Origin of the sequence: Pseudoalteromonas prydzensis (assembly GCF_001661495.1) — a bacterium.
Lineage (GTDB): Bacteria > Pseudomonadota > Gammaproteobacteria > Enterobacterales > Alteromonadaceae > Pseudoalteromonas > Pseudoalteromonas prydzensis.
Map to the genome: position 1 here is coordinate 85,353 of NZ_BDDT01000011.1, position 14,867 is coordinate 100,219.

Annotated in this window: 17 protein-coding genes and 2 pseudogenes; 15 read left to right on the top strand and 4 right to left on the bottom strand. The window is 43.4% G+C overall.

From position 1 onward, the window contains the following. Positions 1-14 precede the first annotated feature (14 nt). The gene (tesB, locus tag A7968_RS16910) at positions 15-872 is read left to right on the top strand and encodes an acyl-CoA thioesterase II (RefSeq protein WP_064667753.1); all 858 of its coding nucleotides are present in this window, start codon (positions 15-17) and stop codon (positions 870-872) included. Between the two features lie 14 nt (positions 873-886). Here tesB and plsB read toward each other — a convergent pair whose 3' ends face one another. After that, entirely contained in the window at positions 887-3,331 is a 2,445-nt protein-coding gene (plsB, locus tag A7968_RS16915) for a glycerol-3-phosphate 1-O-acyltransferase PlsB (RefSeq protein ID WP_064667754.1), read from the bottom strand. Between the two features lie 413 nt (positions 3,332-3,744). Here plsB and rpsJ point away from each other — a divergent pair, with 413 nt between their 5' ends. From rpsJ to A7968_RS16975, 12 genes are all read left to right on the top strand, one after another. Then, entirely contained in the window at positions 3,745-4,056 is a 312-nt protein-coding gene (gene rpsJ, locus A7968_RS16920; protein ID WP_002957900.1) for a 30S ribosomal protein S10, read from the top strand. A gap of 27 nt (positions 4,057-4,083) precedes the next feature. Further along, positions 4,084-4,719, top strand: coding sequence for a 50S ribosomal protein L3 (rplC, locus tag A7968_RS16925; protein ID WP_054206125.1), 636 nt, complete (start codon positions 4,084-4,086; stop codon positions 4,717-4,719). 17 nt (positions 4,720-4,736) lie between these two features. Beyond that, positions 4,737-5,342: a 50S ribosomal protein L4 gene (rplD, locus tag A7968_RS16930; RefSeq protein ID WP_054206126.1), complete on the top strand. Its 606-nt coding sequence runs from the start codon at positions 4,737-4,739 to the stop codon at positions 5,340-5,342. Then, positions 5,339-5,641: a 50S ribosomal protein L23 gene (rplW, locus tag A7968_RS16935; protein WP_054206127.1), complete on the top strand. Its 303-nt coding sequence runs from the start codon at positions 5,339-5,341 to the stop codon at positions 5,639-5,641. Before rplD ends, rplW begins: the two co-directional genes overlap by 4 nt. 17 nt (positions 5,642-5,658) lie before the next feature. Further along, on the top strand, positions 5,659-6,483 hold the full coding sequence (rplB, locus tag A7968_RS16940) for a 50S ribosomal protein L2 (RefSeq protein ID WP_064667755.1): 825 nt from the start codon (positions 5,659-5,661) through the stop codon (positions 6,481-6,483). 15 nt (positions 6,484-6,498) lie between these two features. Continuing rightward, complete coding sequence (rpsS, locus tag A7968_RS16945; protein ID WP_010561269.1) at positions 6,499-6,777, top strand: 30S ribosomal protein S19; 279 nt, start codon at positions 6,499-6,501, stop codon at positions 6,775-6,777. Positions 6,778-6,791: 14 nt separating this feature from the next. Beyond that, positions 6,792-7,124 carry a 50S ribosomal protein L22 gene (gene rplV / locus A7968_RS16950; protein WP_004588690.1) on the top strand — a complete coding sequence of 111 codons (333 nt, stop codon included), beginning with the start codon at positions 6,792-6,794 and terminating at the stop codon, positions 7,122-7,124. 11 nt (positions 7,125-7,135) lie between these two features. Then, positions 7,136-7,837: a 30S ribosomal protein S3 gene (gene rpsC / locus A7968_RS16955; RefSeq protein ID WP_054206128.1), complete on the top strand. Its 702-nt coding sequence runs from the start codon at positions 7,136-7,138 to the stop codon at positions 7,835-7,837. Between the two features lie 12 nt (positions 7,838-7,849). Beyond that, positions 7,850-8,263, top strand: coding sequence for a 50S ribosomal protein L16 (gene rplP, locus A7968_RS16960; RefSeq protein ID WP_064667756.1), 414 nt, complete (start codon positions 7,850-7,852; stop codon positions 8,261-8,263). Continuing rightward, a complete protein-coding gene (gene rpmC, locus A7968_RS16965; RefSeq protein WP_004588692.1) occupies positions 8,263-8,454 on the top strand; it encodes a 50S ribosomal protein L29 in 192 nt (63 codons plus the stop codon). The genes rplP and rpmC overlap by 1 nt, the downstream gene beginning before the upstream one ends. Further along, positions 8,454-8,711: a 30S ribosomal protein S17 gene (gene rpsQ, locus A7968_RS16970; protein ID WP_064667757.1), complete on the top strand. Its 258-nt coding sequence runs from the start codon at positions 8,454-8,456 to the stop codon at positions 8,709-8,711. Before rpmC ends, rpsQ begins: the two co-directional genes overlap by 1 nt. Positions 8,712-8,899: 188 nt before the next feature. Beyond that, the gene (locus A7968_RS16975; RefSeq protein ID WP_064667758.1) at positions 8,900-9,100 is read left to right on the top strand and encodes a hypothetical protein; all 201 of its coding nucleotides are present in this window, start codon (positions 8,900-8,902) and stop codon (positions 9,098-9,100) included. Here the strand turns inward: A7968_RS16975 and A7968_RS23820 are convergent. From A7968_RS23820 to A7968_RS16980, 3 genes and pseudogenes are all read right to left on the bottom strand, one after another. After that, a pseudogene (locus A7968_RS23820) lies at positions 9,038-9,217 on the bottom strand (hypothetical protein); the annotation flags it as partial. The gene A7968_RS16975 and the pseudogene A7968_RS23820 sit on opposite strands and share 63 nt — an antisense overlap. Next, positions 9,174-9,278, bottom strand: a pseudogene (locus A7968_RS23825) (hypothetical protein); the annotation flags it as partial. The pseudogenes A7968_RS23825 and A7968_RS23820, both read right to left, overlap by 44 nt. Then, a complete protein-coding gene (locus tag A7968_RS16980) occupies positions 9,239-10,870 on the bottom strand; it encodes an endonuclease (RefSeq protein ID WP_064667759.1) in 1,632 nt (543 codons plus the stop codon). The pseudogene A7968_RS23825 and the gene A7968_RS16980, both read right to left, overlap by 40 nt. A 393-nt stretch (positions 10,871-11,263) precedes the next feature. Between A7968_RS16980 and A7968_RS16985 the strand changes: the two genes are divergently transcribed. Next, positions 11,264-13,072, top strand: coding sequence for an assimilatory sulfite reductase (NADPH) flavoprotein subunit (locus A7968_RS16985; protein ID WP_064667760.1), 1,809 nt, complete (start codon positions 11,264-11,266; stop codon positions 13,070-13,072). A 64-nt stretch (positions 13,073-13,136) separates the two neighbouring features. Further along, on the top strand, positions 13,137-14,834 hold the full coding sequence (gene cysI / locus A7968_RS16990) for an assimilatory sulfite reductase (NADPH) hemoprotein subunit (RefSeq protein WP_064667761.1): 1,698 nt from the start codon (positions 13,137-13,139) through the stop codon (positions 14,832-14,834). The last annotated feature ends 33 nt before the right edge of the window (positions 14,835-14,867 follow it).

The window sequence follows — 14,867 nt, forward strand, 5'->3', positions numbered from 1 at the left end:
TTGAGGATATATGAATGAGCCAAGTTTTAGATGATTTACTATCGTTATTAGCATTAGAAGAAATAGAGCAAGGCTTGTATCGCGGGCAAAGCCAAGATTTAGGGTTTGGTGCTGTGTTTGGCGGCCAAGTGATGGGGCAGGCGCTTTCTGCCGCTAAAGAAACTTTGCCACCAGGGCGCATTGTGCATTCATTGCATTCTTATTTTTTACGCCCAGGTGATGCCGCTAAACCGATTGTGTATGATGTTGAAACCATTCGTGATGGCAAAAGTTTTAGTACCCGTCGAGTTAAAGCGATTCAATACGGCAAACCGATTTTTTATATGACGGCGTCTTTCCAAGGTCTTGAGGAAGGGTTGTCACACCAAGCAACCATGCCCGATGTACCACAACCTGAAGAGCTTAAATCGTCACTTGAGTTTTACCAGGCAAATGCTAGCCATATTCCTGAAGTGATCCGCAATAAATTTATTCGTGAAGTGCCAATTGATATGCGCCCAGTAACATTCCACAACCCGTTTAAACCTGAGGTAATGGAACCTGTGAAGCATATTTGGTTTAAAGCCAATGGTGATATGCCAGATGATCAGCGTATCCACAATTATTTATTGGCGTATGCATCTGACTTTGAGTTTTTACCAACGGCGCTTCAGCCTCATGGTGTATCCTTTATGCAACCCAATATGCAGGTAGCAACCATTGATCACGCTATGTGGTTTCATCGTCCGTTTCGTTTGGATGATTGGATTTTATATACTGTTGATAGCCCAAGTGCCAGCTCTGGACGTGGTTTAGTGCGTGGCCAGTTCTTTGATCGTCAAGGCAATCTTGTTGCCTCAACGATCCAAGAAGGGGTTATGCGTCAGCGCTGATAGGCGATTTGCAGCTATTTTTGGTTACACTGCCCTTGTACAATATCACTAATTGACTGCCAGACCCGTGCTGGCAGTAATGCTTTAAGATGCATATACACTTCACACAGTTCTGTGCTGCCTCGTAAGCCATTCTCGGTTTCGCTAATTAACCCTTGCTCGCGTAAGTTGCTAATAAAACCTACCAATACTTTTTTGTCAAAAAACTCTGGAGTTTTAATGCCGTGCAATGTACCTAAACGCTCAGCCAGTACTTGGCTTTCCCGCTCTAGCTCTTCGCGCTCAATGCCTAAGCTTGTTTGAATAAAACCGGTCACAATCGCATAGCGTTGCAGCGTTAAACTCAGTGCTCGACCGAGAATTTCAAGTTTCGCTAAGCAGTCATTACTATTGGTAATTTTGATGTTATCACCATCAATTTCAATTAAATCTTGATCTACAAAACTGGCTAAAATACGGGAAATGTAGTTTTCATCGAGCTCATGTAAAAACCATTCCTTAGCAAATAACGGGTAAAAGCAGTTAATTAGTGCTTGGCATTGTGCAATGGTGGTTTTATGGCTTTTAAATATATGCAGTGCCAGTAAGCTTGGCACTGCAAAAACATGCAGAATATTATTGCGATAATAGTTAAACAGGGTTTTTTCTTTATCGCTAATAGCAATAATTTCGCCAAACTCATCGCTGATCACCTCAAACTTATTCAGTTTTAACGCATGCGCTAATAGTTGCTCTGGGCTTTCATCTGGAATGGTGATTTTTTCACTGTAACTCGCACTGCGTTGCAGGTGTAAGTAAAAATCTAGTTGTGCTAGCAACTTAGGTTTACTCAGTGCTTGTTTATCGTTTACTAGTAAGATCATGGCTAGTAAGTTAACCGAGTTAAGGGCGGCAGCACTGTTAATGTTAACCATGACTTTATCGGCTAAGGTCGCCACTTGCGGCCCAAGCCACTGCGGTTTTTGTACATCGGTAGGGTGAATAGAGTCACGCCAATCAGGTTGTTGCTCATTTAAATATTGATTGATTGAGATTGGATCGCCAAAGTTTAAATAACCACGACCATAATTTTTTAAATTTTTAATGGCTTTAAAAATACCAAAAATCGACTCGCCTTTTTTGTCGTCGCCCGCAAGTTCTTTCAAGTAAGTATTGATTTCCATGACGTGCTCGTAGCCAATATACACAGGCACAATCGAAATTGGGCGGTCGATGCCACGCAGCATTGCTTGCAGTGTCATAGCTAGCATGCCGGTTTTTGGTGGTAATAAACGCCCGGTACGGCTGCGACCACCTTCCGTGTAAAATTTTACAGAATAACCTTTAATAAATAGCTGACTTAAATATTCTTTAAACACGGCTGAATAGAGCTTGCTGCCTGCAAATGAACGGCGAATAAAAAACGCCCCTGAGCGGCGGAAGATGCCACCGGCAGGGAAAAAGTTTAAGTTAATACCCGCTGCAATATGGGGCGGTACTAAACCTAAATGATAAATAGAGTAGGTAAGGAGCAAATAATCCATATGCGAGCGATGGCATGGCATATAGATGATCTCATGACCTTTATTGGTTAAGTCATGAAGCTGTTCGGTATATTTAACTTCAATGCCGTTATACAGTTTATTCCACAGCCAAGTGAGTGCGCGATCGGCAACTCGAATTGTCGCGTCACTGTAATTGGCCGCTATTTCATCAAGCAGTTTTAGCGCATTTTGCTGTGCCTGTTGTTGGCTGATGTTTTTTTCTTTGGCTTCAGTTTGAATTGCTTTTTTGATGGTTGGTGAAGCTAATAACGAATTAAATAGTTGCTCGCGTGAGGGCATTTTTGGCCCCGTCGCCGCTAGCTTTTGACGACGAAAATGCACCCGAGCCACGCGCAGCAGTTTATGCGGCAACTCATCTACCTCGGCTTTTTCGTTCACCAACAGAGATAAATCTAAAGGCTGACTAAAGCGGATAAAGTTGTCACGGCCAGAAAACAGTAAAACAAAAAACTTACGAAACCAGCTTGGGGTAAGAGAGTGCGACACCAGCGTGCCTAATCCGGGCTTTTCTTTACCAGGGTTACGGCCCCATAGAATGGTTACCGGCAGCACTTGTACATTTTGCTCACCATTGGCTAGCAACTGGTCAATAATTTGCTTGCCTTGATTAAGCGCATCGGTTGGTTTGGCTTCGTCACCAAACAGTGGTGGCGGATTTTGTAAACCAATAAAGCGTTCTAATTCTTGGCCACCTAACAGTTGTGATTGCATCGGAGAAGGTAAGCCAAATTTTTTGCAGACTTTATCTAGCGCCGCTAAATCTGAGCGGGCATTAAGCTTCACGATATAAAAGGTTGGATATACCGGATTAAGGCCGTATTGTTCGATTGGGTTTTCAGGTAGCACCTTGCTTTTAACAAACAGGCTATTCATTACCTTAGAGACAAAATTCAAACAATAATTAAAAATACGCATCAACTCACCAACGTTAGAGGGTAAAAAGCAAAATTAGCGCAGATAATACCAAGTAATAACTGGACTGACCATTATCATTAATAGCGAGCACGATCATCTCGCTCTATCACTATAGATAACTTCCTGTATTGACGACACAATGACAGCCCTTTTTTACAGTATAAATAATCCTCATTCTGGCAGTTTGAAATAGTTGTTGCATTTATCACCAATATCACTATAATACGCAGGCTTTCAAAATTCCCTCGGGAACTTGGAAGGAACATTAAGCTTGGATTTCAAGCTAATAAAACAGGAGTTCCGATTTGGAACTCAACGTAGATATAAATCAACAACCGGCATCTTAAGTTTTTAAGATTGTTTCGGTCGTTTTTTTATGCTCTTTTAAATGCTCTTTATATTGAGGTTTAAGAATGTCAAATCAACGCATTCGTATTCGCCTAAAAGCTTTTGACCACCGTTTGATTGACCAATCAACGGCGGAAATCGTGGAAACTGCGAAACGCACTGGCGCACAAGTACGTGGTCCAATTCCACTACCTACACGCTTTGAACGTTTTACTGTACTTACATCACCGCACGTTAATAAAGACGCGCGTGATCAGTACGAGATCCGCACCCATAAACGTCTGATCGACATCGTAGAACCAACTGACAAGACTGTTGACGCACTTATGCGTTTAGATCTTGCTGCTGGTGTTGATGTTCAAATCAGCCTGGGTTAATCGAAAGATTAGAGAGGTTTTAGGAAAATGGCATTAGGTCTAGTCGGTCGTAAAGTGGGTATGACACGTATCTTCACTGAAGATGGTGTATCTATCCCTGTGACAGTTATTGAAGCGACACCTAACCGCATTGCTCAGATCAAATCTGACGCAACAGACGGTTATAACGCGCTTCAAGTAACCGCAGGCACTAAAAAAGCAAGCCGTGTAAACAAAGCAACAGCGGGTCACTTCGCTAAAGCTGGTGTTGAAGCGGGTCGCGGTCTGTGGGAATTCCGCCTAAATGGTGGTGAAGGCGATTTTGAAGTAGGCGCTGAGCTTACTGTTGAATTATTCAACGAAATCAACAAAGTTGACGTAACCGGTACTTCTAAAGGTAAAGGTTTCCAAGGTGGTGTTAAGCGCTGGAATTTCAGCATGCAAGACGCTACACATGGTAACTCTCTATCTCACCGTGCTCCTGGTTCAATCGGTCAAAACCAATCACCTGGTAAGGTGTTTAAAGGTAAGAAAATGGCCGGTCATATGGGTGCTGAGCGTGTAACGACTCAAAACTTAGAACTAGTACGCGTTGACGCTGAGCGTAACTTGCTTTTAGTTAAAGGTGCAGTACCTGGCGCTATCGGCGGTGACGTTATCGTTAAACCTGCTGTTAAAGCATAAGTCCTGGAGATTTAGTGATGGAATTAGCAATTAAAGACGCTTCTGGCGGTCTTGAAGTTTCTGAAGCTACTTTTGGACGTGAGTTTAACGAAGCATTAGTACATCAAGTAGTTGTTGCATACGCAGCAGGTGCTCGTCAAGGTACTCGTGCTCAGAAGACACGTTCTGAAGTAAGCGGTGGTGGTAAAAAACCATGGGCTCAAAAAGGTACTGGCCGTGCACGTGCTGGTACAATCCGTAGTCCAATTTGGCGTTCAGGTGGCGTTAGCTTCGCAGCTAAACCACAAGACCACAGCCAAAAAGTAAACCGTAAAATGTACCGCGGTGCGATCAAAAGCATTTTATCTGAATTAGTTCGTCAAGAGCGTTTAATCGTTGTTGAAAGTTTTGCTCTAGCAGCACCAAAAACTAAAGAACTAGTTGCTAAGCTTAAAGAACTTGAGCTTAAAGATGTTCTTATCGTAACTGAAGAAGTAGATGAGAATCTATTTTTATCGGCACGTAACCTGTACAAGGTTGACACGCGTGATGTAGCTGGTATCGACCCTGTAAGCTTAATCGCTTTCGATAAGGTACTTATTACAGCTGCTGCTGTTAAGCAACTTGAGGAGACGCTAGCATGATCCGTGAAGAACGTCTTTTAAAAGTGATCCTTGCTCCACATATCTCTGAAAAAAGCACTATTGCTGCTGAAGAAAACAACACTATCGTTTTCAAAGTAGTAAATGACGCAACTAAAGCTGAAGTTAAAGCAGCTGTAGAGAAGCTTTTTGAAGTGGAAGTAACTGGTGTTCGCACACTTAACGTTAAGGGTAAAACAAAACGTACTGGCGCACGTTTCGGTCGTCGTAGCGACTGGAAAAAAGCTTACGTTACTCTTAAAGAAGGCAGCGAACTAGACTTTGTCGGCGGCGCCGAGTAATAAGGGGAGTTAGAATTATGGCACTTCAAAAGTGTAAGCCAACTTCTGCGGGTCGTCGTCACCTAGTTAAAGTGGTAAACCCAGATCTACATAAGGGCAAGCCATACGCACCACTATTAGAGAAAAACTCTAAGTCAGGTGGTCGTAATAACAATGGTCGTATTACGGTTCGTCATATCGGTGGTGGTCATAAGCAACATTACCGTTTAATCGATTTTAAACGTACTAAAGATGGTATTCCAGCTGTAGTTGAGCGTTTAGAATATGATCCAAATCGTAGCGCAAACATCGCTCTTGTATTATATGCAGACGGTGAGCGTCGTTACATTATCGCACCAAAAGGCTTAAAAGCTGGCGATGCAATCCAGTCTGGTGTTGATGCACCAATCAAGCCTGGTAATGCATTACCTATGCGTAATATGCCTGTAGGTTCGACTGTTCACAACGTAGAATTAAAACCAGGTAAAGGTGCGCAAATCGCACGTTCTGCTGGTGCATACGTTCAAATCCTTGCTCGTGATGGTCAGTATGTAACATTACGTCTTCGTTCAGGCGAAGTTCGTAAAGTTGAATCTGATTGTCGTGCGACACTAGGTGAAGTAGGCAATGCTGAGCATATGCTTCGTTCACTTGGTAAAGCAGGTGCAAATCGCTGGCGTGGTATTCGTCCGACAGTTCGTGGTGTTGCCATGAACCCGGTTGATCACCCACACGGTGGTGGTGAAGGTCGTACGTCTGGTGGTCGTCATCCTGTGTCTCCATGGGGTAAGCCGACTAAAGGTGCTAAGACGCGTAAGAACAAGCGTACGGATAAATTTATAGTACGTCGTCGTACTAAGTAATATTGAGGAATAGCCATGCCACGCTCTCTCAAGAAGGGTCCTTTTATAGACCTACACTTGCTGAAGAAGGTAGAGAAAGCTTTGGAAAGCGGTGACAAGAAGCCAATTAAAACTTGGAGCCGTCGTTCAATGATCATACCTAACATGATCGGATTGACCATTGCTGTCCATAATGGTCGCCAGCATGTACCAGTTTTCGTTTCTGACGAAATGATCGGTCACAAACTAGGTGAATTTGCACCAACTCGCACTTACCGTGGCCACGCTGCGGATAAGAAAGCGAAGAAACGTTAAGAGGGGAATGATAAATGCAAGCATTAGCTAAACATAAATTCGCCTCTGGTTCGGCGCAAAAAGCACGTCTAGTTGCAGATCAGATCCGCGGGTTACCTGTCGATCGCGCACTAGAAATCCTGGCGTACAGCCCTAAGAAAGCGGCTGTATTAGTTAAAAAAGTACTTGAGTCTGCTATTGCTAACGCAGAGCATAACGAAGGTGCTGACATTGATGAGCTACGTGTAACAACGATCTTTGTGGACGATGGTCCAACAATGAAACGTATTATGCCACGTGCTAAAGGACGCGCAGACCGCATCCTTAAGCGTACAAGCCACATCACTGTTGTGGTTTCAGATAGCTAGGAGTATAAGTAATGGGACAAAAAGTTCATCCTACTGGTATTCGCCTAGGTATATCTAAACCTTGGGTTTCTACCTGGTACGCGAGTTCAAAAGATTTCTCTGCACAGCTTTTTGGCGATCACAAAGTACGTACATTCCTTACTAAGGAATTGAAAGCGGCTTCTGTGTCTAAAATCGTTATTGAGCGTCCAGCAAAATCAATCCGCGTAACAATTCACACGGCTCGTCCGGGTGTTGTTATCGGTAAAAAAGGCGAAGACGTAGAAAAATTACGTCAAGCGGTAACTAAGATTGCTGGTGTACCTGCTCAGATCAATATTTCTGAAGTACGTAAACCAGAACTAGATGCACAACTAGTAGCAGACGGCATTGCCTCTCAACTAGAGCGTCGTGTTATGTTCCGTCGCGCTATGAAGCGTTCGGTACAAAATGCAATGCGCATCGGTTCTAAAGGGATCAAAGTTGAAGTTAGCGGTCGTCTTGGCGGCGCAGAAATCGCACGTTCAGAATGGTATCGTGAAGGTCGTGTACCTCTACATACTCTTCGTGCTGATATCGACTACGCAACTTCTGAAGCCTTAACCACTTATGGTATCATTGGTGTTAAAGTTTGGATCTTCAAAGGCGAAGTTATTGGTGGTTTACCACTAGTACAAGAGCAAGAGAAGCCAGCTAAACGCGCACCAAAGAAAGCCAAGAAAAGTGCTAAGTAGAGGTAGCGAGTAATGTTACAGCCAAAACGTACAAAATTCCGTAAAATGCACAAAGGCCGCAACCGCGGTTTAGCGCAAAACGGTAACAAAGTAAGCTTCGGTACTTTCGGTTTGAAAGCTACTGGCCGTGGCCGCATGACTGCTCGTCAAATCGAAGCAGCTCGTCGTGCCATGACGCGTCACGTAAAACGTCAAGGTAAAATCTGGATCCGTGTGTTCCCAGACAAGCCAATTACGAACAAACCGCTTGAAGTTCGTATGGGTAAAGGTAAAGGTTCTGTTGAATATTGGGTTGCAGAAATTCAGCCTGGTAAAGTACTTTACGAAATGGAAGGTGTTTCTGAAGAGCTTGCTCGTGAAGCATTCAACCTTGCAGCGCGTAAATTACCATTCAAAACAACTTTCGTAACTCGGACGGTGATGTAATGAAAGCTAGCGAACTAAAAGACAAAAGCGTAGAAGAGCTAAATGCTGAACTTCTAGGACTTCTTCGTGAGCAGTTTAACCTGCGCATGCAAGCAAGCACTGGTCAGTTAGCTCAAACTCACACGCTAAGAACAGTACGTCGCGATATCGCGCGTGTAAAAACAATTATTAACCAGAAGGCAGGTCAATAATGAGCGATAAAATCCGTACTCTTCAAGGCCGTGTAATCAGCGACAAGATGGATAAATCTTTCACTGTTGCTATCGCACGTTACGTGAAGCACCCAATCTATGGGAAATTCATCAAACGTACGACTAAGTTACACGTACATGACGAAAATAATACAGTTCAGGCTGGTGACGTAGTTACTATCCGTGAATGTGCTCCTATCTCTAAGACTAAGTCTTGGACATTAGTAGATATTATTGAGCGTCCAAAACAAGCTTAATTTTTAATTAAGTCTGTTTTATAAAAAGCCCCGGCATTAGCTGGGGTTTTTTTTGTTTTTAAAAAACTACTTGACCTTAACCTAGCTCCAGCTTTTATGCTGTATTTTTTCACTCTTAATTAAATGCTATGTGTCCGATTCAAAATTACCTTTTAAGCTTAGGCCTTACCGAATATAGGCAATCTATAATGCAAGTTGTGGAGCTTGGTCGAGCGGTGGAGCGCTCAATTGCAAATAACAGTGAATTTGCAATTGCTGCGTTAGCATGGGTTGAGCAGCAAAAAAGATGCCCAACAATAACAAACAAAAGAGCATTAATTATATTTTTACTGCATAAATTGGGTTATAAAATTAGAGATCAAAAAAGCCTTTGCAAATGCAAAGGCTGATGTTTTTCTGCGCTGACCGCTGACCGCTGACCGCTGACCGCTGACCGCTGACCGCTGACCGCTGACCGCTGACCGCTGACCGCTGACCGCTGACCGCTGACCGCTGACCGCTGACCGCTGACCGCTGACCGCTGACCTTTACCAGATCATTTCTACAAACTCTGGGTGATCGACAAATGGATTGCGATTTCCTTGATGTTCATAAGCGGCTTGGTTTCTAACTAGTTCAAGCTGACTGACGGGATCGTCGTTATGCCAATTAACCAACATAGTCACTACCCAATTTTCAAACACTTGGTTTGATGTGCCATTAAGTACGGCATTACTAGCCGTGGTGTTATTTTGCCAACTACCAATGACGTTCTCATAGCGGGTTGCCATGTAAAAGTAGGCACGAGCAAAGTCACCCTTAAATTCATCAATAGGCTCAAATACCGTGCCTGAGTAATTAATCGAGCTTGCAGCGCTGCCAAGTTTACTGCCATTGCTTGAGGTATAGCTGGCGCTGCCTACTTCACCAAACGGGTAGTTGCTACGTTTTGAATTAACATAACCATCGGTTGCAAAAATATGGTGCACGTCTGAGTTCATCGGCTCATTTGTGCCGCCAAACCAGCTTTTTGGAAATGAATGCTCGCGGTTATAACAATCTCCCTCGCCTCGGTAGGTGCCGCATTGATCAGCGACAGCAACGTAATTATAACTGTCTTGGCCCGTTGGGTTTTCAGCATAGCGATCAAGAATTGAATTGTCGTTTTCAAAGTACTTATCTCGTGAAGCAATATCGTAAAAACTCCAAATTGCTGAATACCCCTGTGAGTTGTGGCCTTTAATAATGTTGTATAGCGCTGTTTTTAGAGCGTAGCCTGTTAAACCTTGGGCTGTGACATAATAACCGCTTGGCTCTGTAGGGGGCGTTTCTGGGTTGGTACCATCGCCCAGTGTGAATGGTGTTGCTTCGCTAGTTTGAAAGCTACTGCCGCTTGCAAGTTGTGTTTGTGCCGATGTGAGCGCGTAACTGCCGTTACCAAATGAGCAGCAAATACCATCGCCGTAACTATCAAAAATGCTAAAGGTATAATCGCCATCAACTAAGCAAGCTTGCTCAGTGTAGCTGTTGTTACCACTATAACCGCCACCAGATGCAACGGGTGTGCCTTGCGCATTAGTAATTTGCCAACTTGTCTCTTCGCCATAGTTATCTGTGGTGAGCGCTAAACTAACCGTATTATCGGCGCAGCCGTCTGGTGTTGGCGGTGTATTGCCAGCAGAATTTGGCATAAAACTATCTACGTAAACGGTTTCACTGCCATCAAAGCCGCTAACATCATAAAAGCGTAGGCCAACGCTAATGGTCGTGTTACTTGATGCTGTGTATGTATAGCTGAGCTGTTGCCATTGATTTAAAAGCGCAGGGTTTGAGTAGCCTTGATAACCGTCAGCAATGAGGCGCGCTTTAACACCGCCTTCAGTGTGGTAAACCCAACTAGAAAACTGATAGCTTTGGCCGGTTTCAACGTCCACCTGTTGTAGTAAATCTGTACTGCTTTGGCTCGCTGTATTCACCTCTACTTTTGCAGCGAGTGAGCCAGAATTGACGATAGAACTTGAAGGCGACAGCACTATACCTGAATCAATGGTACTCCAATTATTAGGGGTGTTGCCTGCCCAGTTTTCAAAATCACCATTATCAATGGCGGCTAAGCAAGGTAGTGCTGCTGATAAAACAGCACTGGCGAGTATGCATTTTTTATATGTCCCGTGTGACATAGTGTTTCCTTATTGTTATGGGCGCACAGAATGTGGCCAATTCCACTATAGCCTACCCGAGTTTTGTTGCAAAAAAGTTAATTGTTTATTTTGTTATCAAGCTTGGTCATTACTATTTTTGAGAGGTATTTATTGTGTTGGGTTTGCTGGCGGACACTCTTTTTAACTTTTAATCTGTTTTTACTGGTAAATTTATAAATTAATAACTAAATGGAATAACAAAGCAGATTCTATTCTTTTTTTATTGGCGCATACCCCGTTATTCTTCACACTCAGAGAAATCTTTAGGGCCTAGGTTATTTGCCTTAAAGTCGACACAAATTTTAGGCAAAGTGATGACTGCAATCAGTGATCATTTTGTAGATAACTTTCAGGGTTACGGGGAATTAATTCATGTTGTTAGGTCAACTCAATGCGCTAGCAAGTCCATTATCGCAAGAGCAAGTACAAAAGCTACAAGGTTTAGTGGCTGAGCTTAATCCAATTCAGCAAGCGTGGGTAAGTGGCTATCTTGCTGCGAATGCTAATTCCGCGGCTTTAGGTGGCGTTACAGCAGCTGTACCAAGTGCTGGCGAAGCAGCTGCCTTGACCATTTTATATGGCTCACAAACCGGTAATGCAAAAGGTGTCGCAACTAAGCTTAAAGAGCAGGCTGAGTCACGTGGTTTGGCTGTAAAGTTAGTGAGTATGGCTGATTACAAACCAACGGCCCTGAAAAAAGAAAAGTTCCTGAGCGTTGTTGTTTCAACTTACGGTGAAGGTGAGCCGCCGGAAGATGCAGAAACACTGCATGAATTTTTAGCGACTAAAAAGGCGCCTAAACTTGATGGTGTTAAAGTTGCCGTCATTGGTTTAGGTGATTCAAGCTACGAGTTCTTCTGTCAAACAGCAAAAGACTTTGAGCAACGCTTAAATAAACTCGGTGCAGAAACCGTGTATCAGCGTGCAGATTTAGACGTCGATTACGATGATGAAGCGGCTACTTGGATCACTGGCGCACTTGATGCGTTTGAACCTGATTTAAAAGCACAACAAAGTGCAACAGGTGGACAAGTTGTGTCATTTGGTGCACCAGCCATAGCAGCGAGCCAGTATACCAAGCAAAACCCGTTTGCAGCAGAGCTAAGTACAGTGCAAAAGATCACCGGTCGTGATTCAACTAAAGATGTGCGTCACGTTGAAATTTCCCTTGAAGGTTCTGATATTACCTATACCCCAGGCGACTCTCTAGGTGTGTACTTCTTAAATGATGAAGCATTGGTTGATGAAGTACTGACACTGACGCAAATTGATGCTGCAAGCAAAGTTAAAATTGCAGATGAAGAGCTTAGTGTGCGTGATGCATTGATTGAAAAATTAGAGCTAACTCAGTCATACCCTGGCTTTGTTGAAAAATACGCAATCGCCACAGGTACACCTGAGTTATTAAAGCTAGTTGAAGATAAAGCGGCAATGCGTGAATACATTGAACCTCGTCAAATCTTCGACGTGATCCGCCAAAACCCAGCCAAATTAGAAGCACAAACTTTAGTGGATTGTTTACGTAAACTACAAGCCCGTTTATATTCAATTGCTTCCAGCCAAGCTGAAGTAGAAGACGAAGTTCATTTAACCATTGGTTTGGTTGAGTTTGAAGCGTTTGGCAGCGAGCACTTAGGTGGTTGTTCAGGCTATTTAGCACGCCGTGCCGAAGAAGGCTGTAAAGTAAAAGTATATAGCGAGCATAATGATAATTTCCGTTTACCTGCTAACGACGACACACCGGTGATCATGGTCGGCCCTGGTACGGGTATTGCGCCGTTTCGTGCATTTTTACAAGAGCGTGATGCCCGTGAAGCAGCTGGTAAAAACTGGTTGTTCTTCGGTAACCCACATTTTACCCAAGATTTCTTATACCAAGTGGAAATTCAAGGCTATTTAAAATCAGGTTTATTGAGCAAAGTTGATGTGGCGTTTAGCCGTGACCAAGCTGAGAAAGTCTATGTGCAAGACAAGCTACGTCAAAACAGCCAAGCGGTATTTGAATGGCTAGAAGCGGGCGCGCATTTTTATATTTGTGGTGACGCAAATCGCATGGCGAAAGATGTACACCAAGCCTTGCTTGATATCATCAAAGAAAATAGCGGTAAAAACGATGAAGACGCTGAACAGTATTTAAAAGACTTACGTAGCGCAAATCGCTATCAGAAAGACGTTTATTAAAGTTAAACGTTGCTTACTTTGTTAAAAGTTAACAGCCGTCACTGTAACAAATTTAGGATTAAACATGAGCGAACAAGATAAAAACGTAAAGCTTTCTGATAACGAGCGTTTGAAAAGAGAAAGTAACTTTTTACGTGGCACCATAGAGCAAGATTTAAAAGATGAGATCACTGGTGGTTTTACTGCGGATAATTTCCAATTAATTCGTTTCCACGGTATGTACCAACAAGATGACCGTGATATTCGTGGTGAGCGAGCTAAACAAAAGCTAGAGCCATTACATAACGTGATGCTGCGTGCTCGTATGCCTGGCGGAATTATCAAGCCTGAGCAATGGTTAGCGATAGATAAATTTGCTGACGAAAAAACCAGCTATGGCAGTATTCGTTTAACTACTCGACAAACATTTCAGTTTCACGGTGTATTAAAGCCAAACATCAAAGGCATGCACCAAATGCTTAATAGCGTGGGCATTGACTCAATTGCCACCGCCGGTGATGTTAACCGTAACGTACTGTGTACTACAAACCCAGTAGAGTCTGAGTTACATCAAGAAGCATACGATTGGGCTGCGAAAATTTCAGAGCATTTATTACCAAAAACTAAAGCGTACGCAGAAATTTGGTTAAATGGTGAAAAAGCAGAGACCACAGAAGAGCCAATTTTAGGTTCTAACTATTTACCGCGTAAGTTTAAAACCACTGTGACTATCCCACCTAATAATGAAGTGGACGTACACGCGAATGATTTAAACTTTGTGGCAATTGCTGAAGATGGCAAGCTGGTTGGCTTTAACGTATTAGTCGGTGGCGGTCTTGCCATGACTCACGGTGATACCGCAACCTATCCACGTAAAGCCGATGATTTTGGTTTTATCGCCTTAGCAGACACACTAAAAATTGCTGAGCATGTGGTATCTGTACAGCGCGATTGGGGTAATCGTTCAAACCGTAAAAATGCGAAAACCAAATACACCCTAGATCGTGTAGGAACTGATGTATTTAAAGCCGAAGTAGAGCAACGCGCGGGTGTTAAATTTGCCCCAAGCCGCCCTTATGAATTTACGCACCGCGGCGACCGTATTGGTTGGGTTGAAGGTATTGATGGCAAACATCACTTAACACTATTTATTCAAAGTGGCCGTATTTTAGATTACCCAGATAAGCCACTAAAAACCGGTTGTCGTAAAATTGCTGAAGTTCACCAAGGTGACATGCGTATGACGGCGAACCAAAATTTGATTATCGCCGGCGTGCCTGCGGATCAAAAAGCGGTGATTGAAGAAATCGCCCGTAATCACGGTTTGATTGACGATAAAGACACAGAGCAACGTAAAAACTCTATGGCGTGTGTGGCATTGCCAACCTGTCCATTAGCAATGGCGGAAGCCGAGCGTTACTTACCAAGCTTAATTGAAAAAACAGAAGCGCTGCTTGCGAAGCACGGCATTCCTGATGACAGTATCATTATGCGTGTGGTTGGTTGTCCAAACGGTTGTGGTCGCGCCATGTTGGCAGAAGCAGGCCTTGTTGGTAAAGGCCCAGGTAAATATAACGTGTACCTTGGTGGTAACCTTGAAGGCACGCGTATTCCTAAATTGTATTTAGAGAATGTGGGTGAAGACGTGTATTTAGATGCCTTTGACAAACTAATTGGTCAATGGGCAAGTGAACGTAACGACGGCGAATGTTTTGGTGACTTTGTTATTAGAAAAGGCATTGTTGCTGAAGTTAAAGTGTCAGTCACCGATTTTCACGCTTAATTTAAAGCAAGCGAATGAGCTTGCTGAGGTTTG

Bases quoted from the DNA above. Each gene is read 5' to 3' on its own strand.
- rplB (WP_064667755.1), top strand. From the start codon at position 5,659: ATGGCACTTCAAAAGTGTAAGCCAACTTCTGCGGGTCGTCGTCACCTA.
- rpsS (WP_010561269.1), top strand. From the start codon at position 6,499: ATGCCACGCTCTCTCAAGAAGGGTCCTTTTATAGACCTACACTTGCTG.
- rplD (WP_054206126.1), top strand. From the start codon at position 4,737: ATGGAATTAGCAATTAAAGACGCTTCTGGCGGTCTTGAAGTTTCTGAA.
- tesB (WP_064667753.1), top strand. From the start codon at position 15: ATGAGCCAAGTTTTAGATGATTTACTATCGTTATTAGCATTAGAAGAA.
- rpsQ (WP_064667757.1), top strand. From the start codon at position 8,454: ATGAGCGATAAAATCCGTACTCTTCAAGGCCGTGTAATCAGCGACAAG.
- rplW (WP_054206127.1), top strand. From the start codon at position 5,339: ATGATCCGTGAAGAACGTCTTTTAAAAGTGATCCTTGCTCCACATATC.
- plsB (WP_064667754.1), bottom strand. From the start codon at position 3,331: ATGCGTATTTTTAATTATTGTTTGAATTTTGTCTCTAAGGTAATGAAT.
- rplV (WP_004588690.1), top strand. From the start codon at position 6,792: ATGCAAGCATTAGCTAAACATAAATTCGCCTCTGGTTCGGCGCAAAAA.
- rpmC (WP_004588692.1), top strand. From the start codon at position 8,263: ATGAAAGCTAGCGAACTAAAAGACAAAAGCGTAGAAGAGCTAAATGCT.
- A7968_RS16975 (WP_064667758.1), top strand. From the start codon at position 8,900: ATGCAAGTTGTGGAGCTTGGTCGAGCGGTGGAGCGCTCAATTGCAAAT.
- A7968_RS16980 (WP_064667759.1), bottom strand. From the start codon at position 10,870: ATGTCACACGGGACATATAAAAAATGCATACTCGCCAGTGCTGTTTTA.
- rplC (WP_054206125.1), top strand. From the start codon at position 4,084: ATGGCATTAGGTCTAGTCGGTCGTAAAGTGGGTATGACACGTATCTTC.
- rplP (WP_064667756.1), top strand. From the start codon at position 7,850: ATGTTACAGCCAAAACGTACAAAATTCCGTAAAATGCACAAAGGCCGC.
- A7968_RS16985 (WP_064667760.1), top strand. From the start codon at position 11,264: ATGTTGTTAGGTCAACTCAATGCGCTAGCAAGTCCATTATCGCAAGAG.
- rpsJ (WP_002957900.1), top strand. From the start codon at position 3,745: ATGTCAAATCAACGCATTCGTATTCGCCTAAAAGCTTTTGACCACCGT.
- rpsC (WP_054206128.1), top strand. From the start codon at position 7,136: ATGGGACAAAAAGTTCATCCTACTGGTATTCGCCTAGGTATATCTAAA.
- cysI (WP_064667761.1), top strand. From the start codon at position 13,137: ATGAGCGAACAAGATAAAAACGTAAAGCTTTCTGATAACGAGCGTTTG.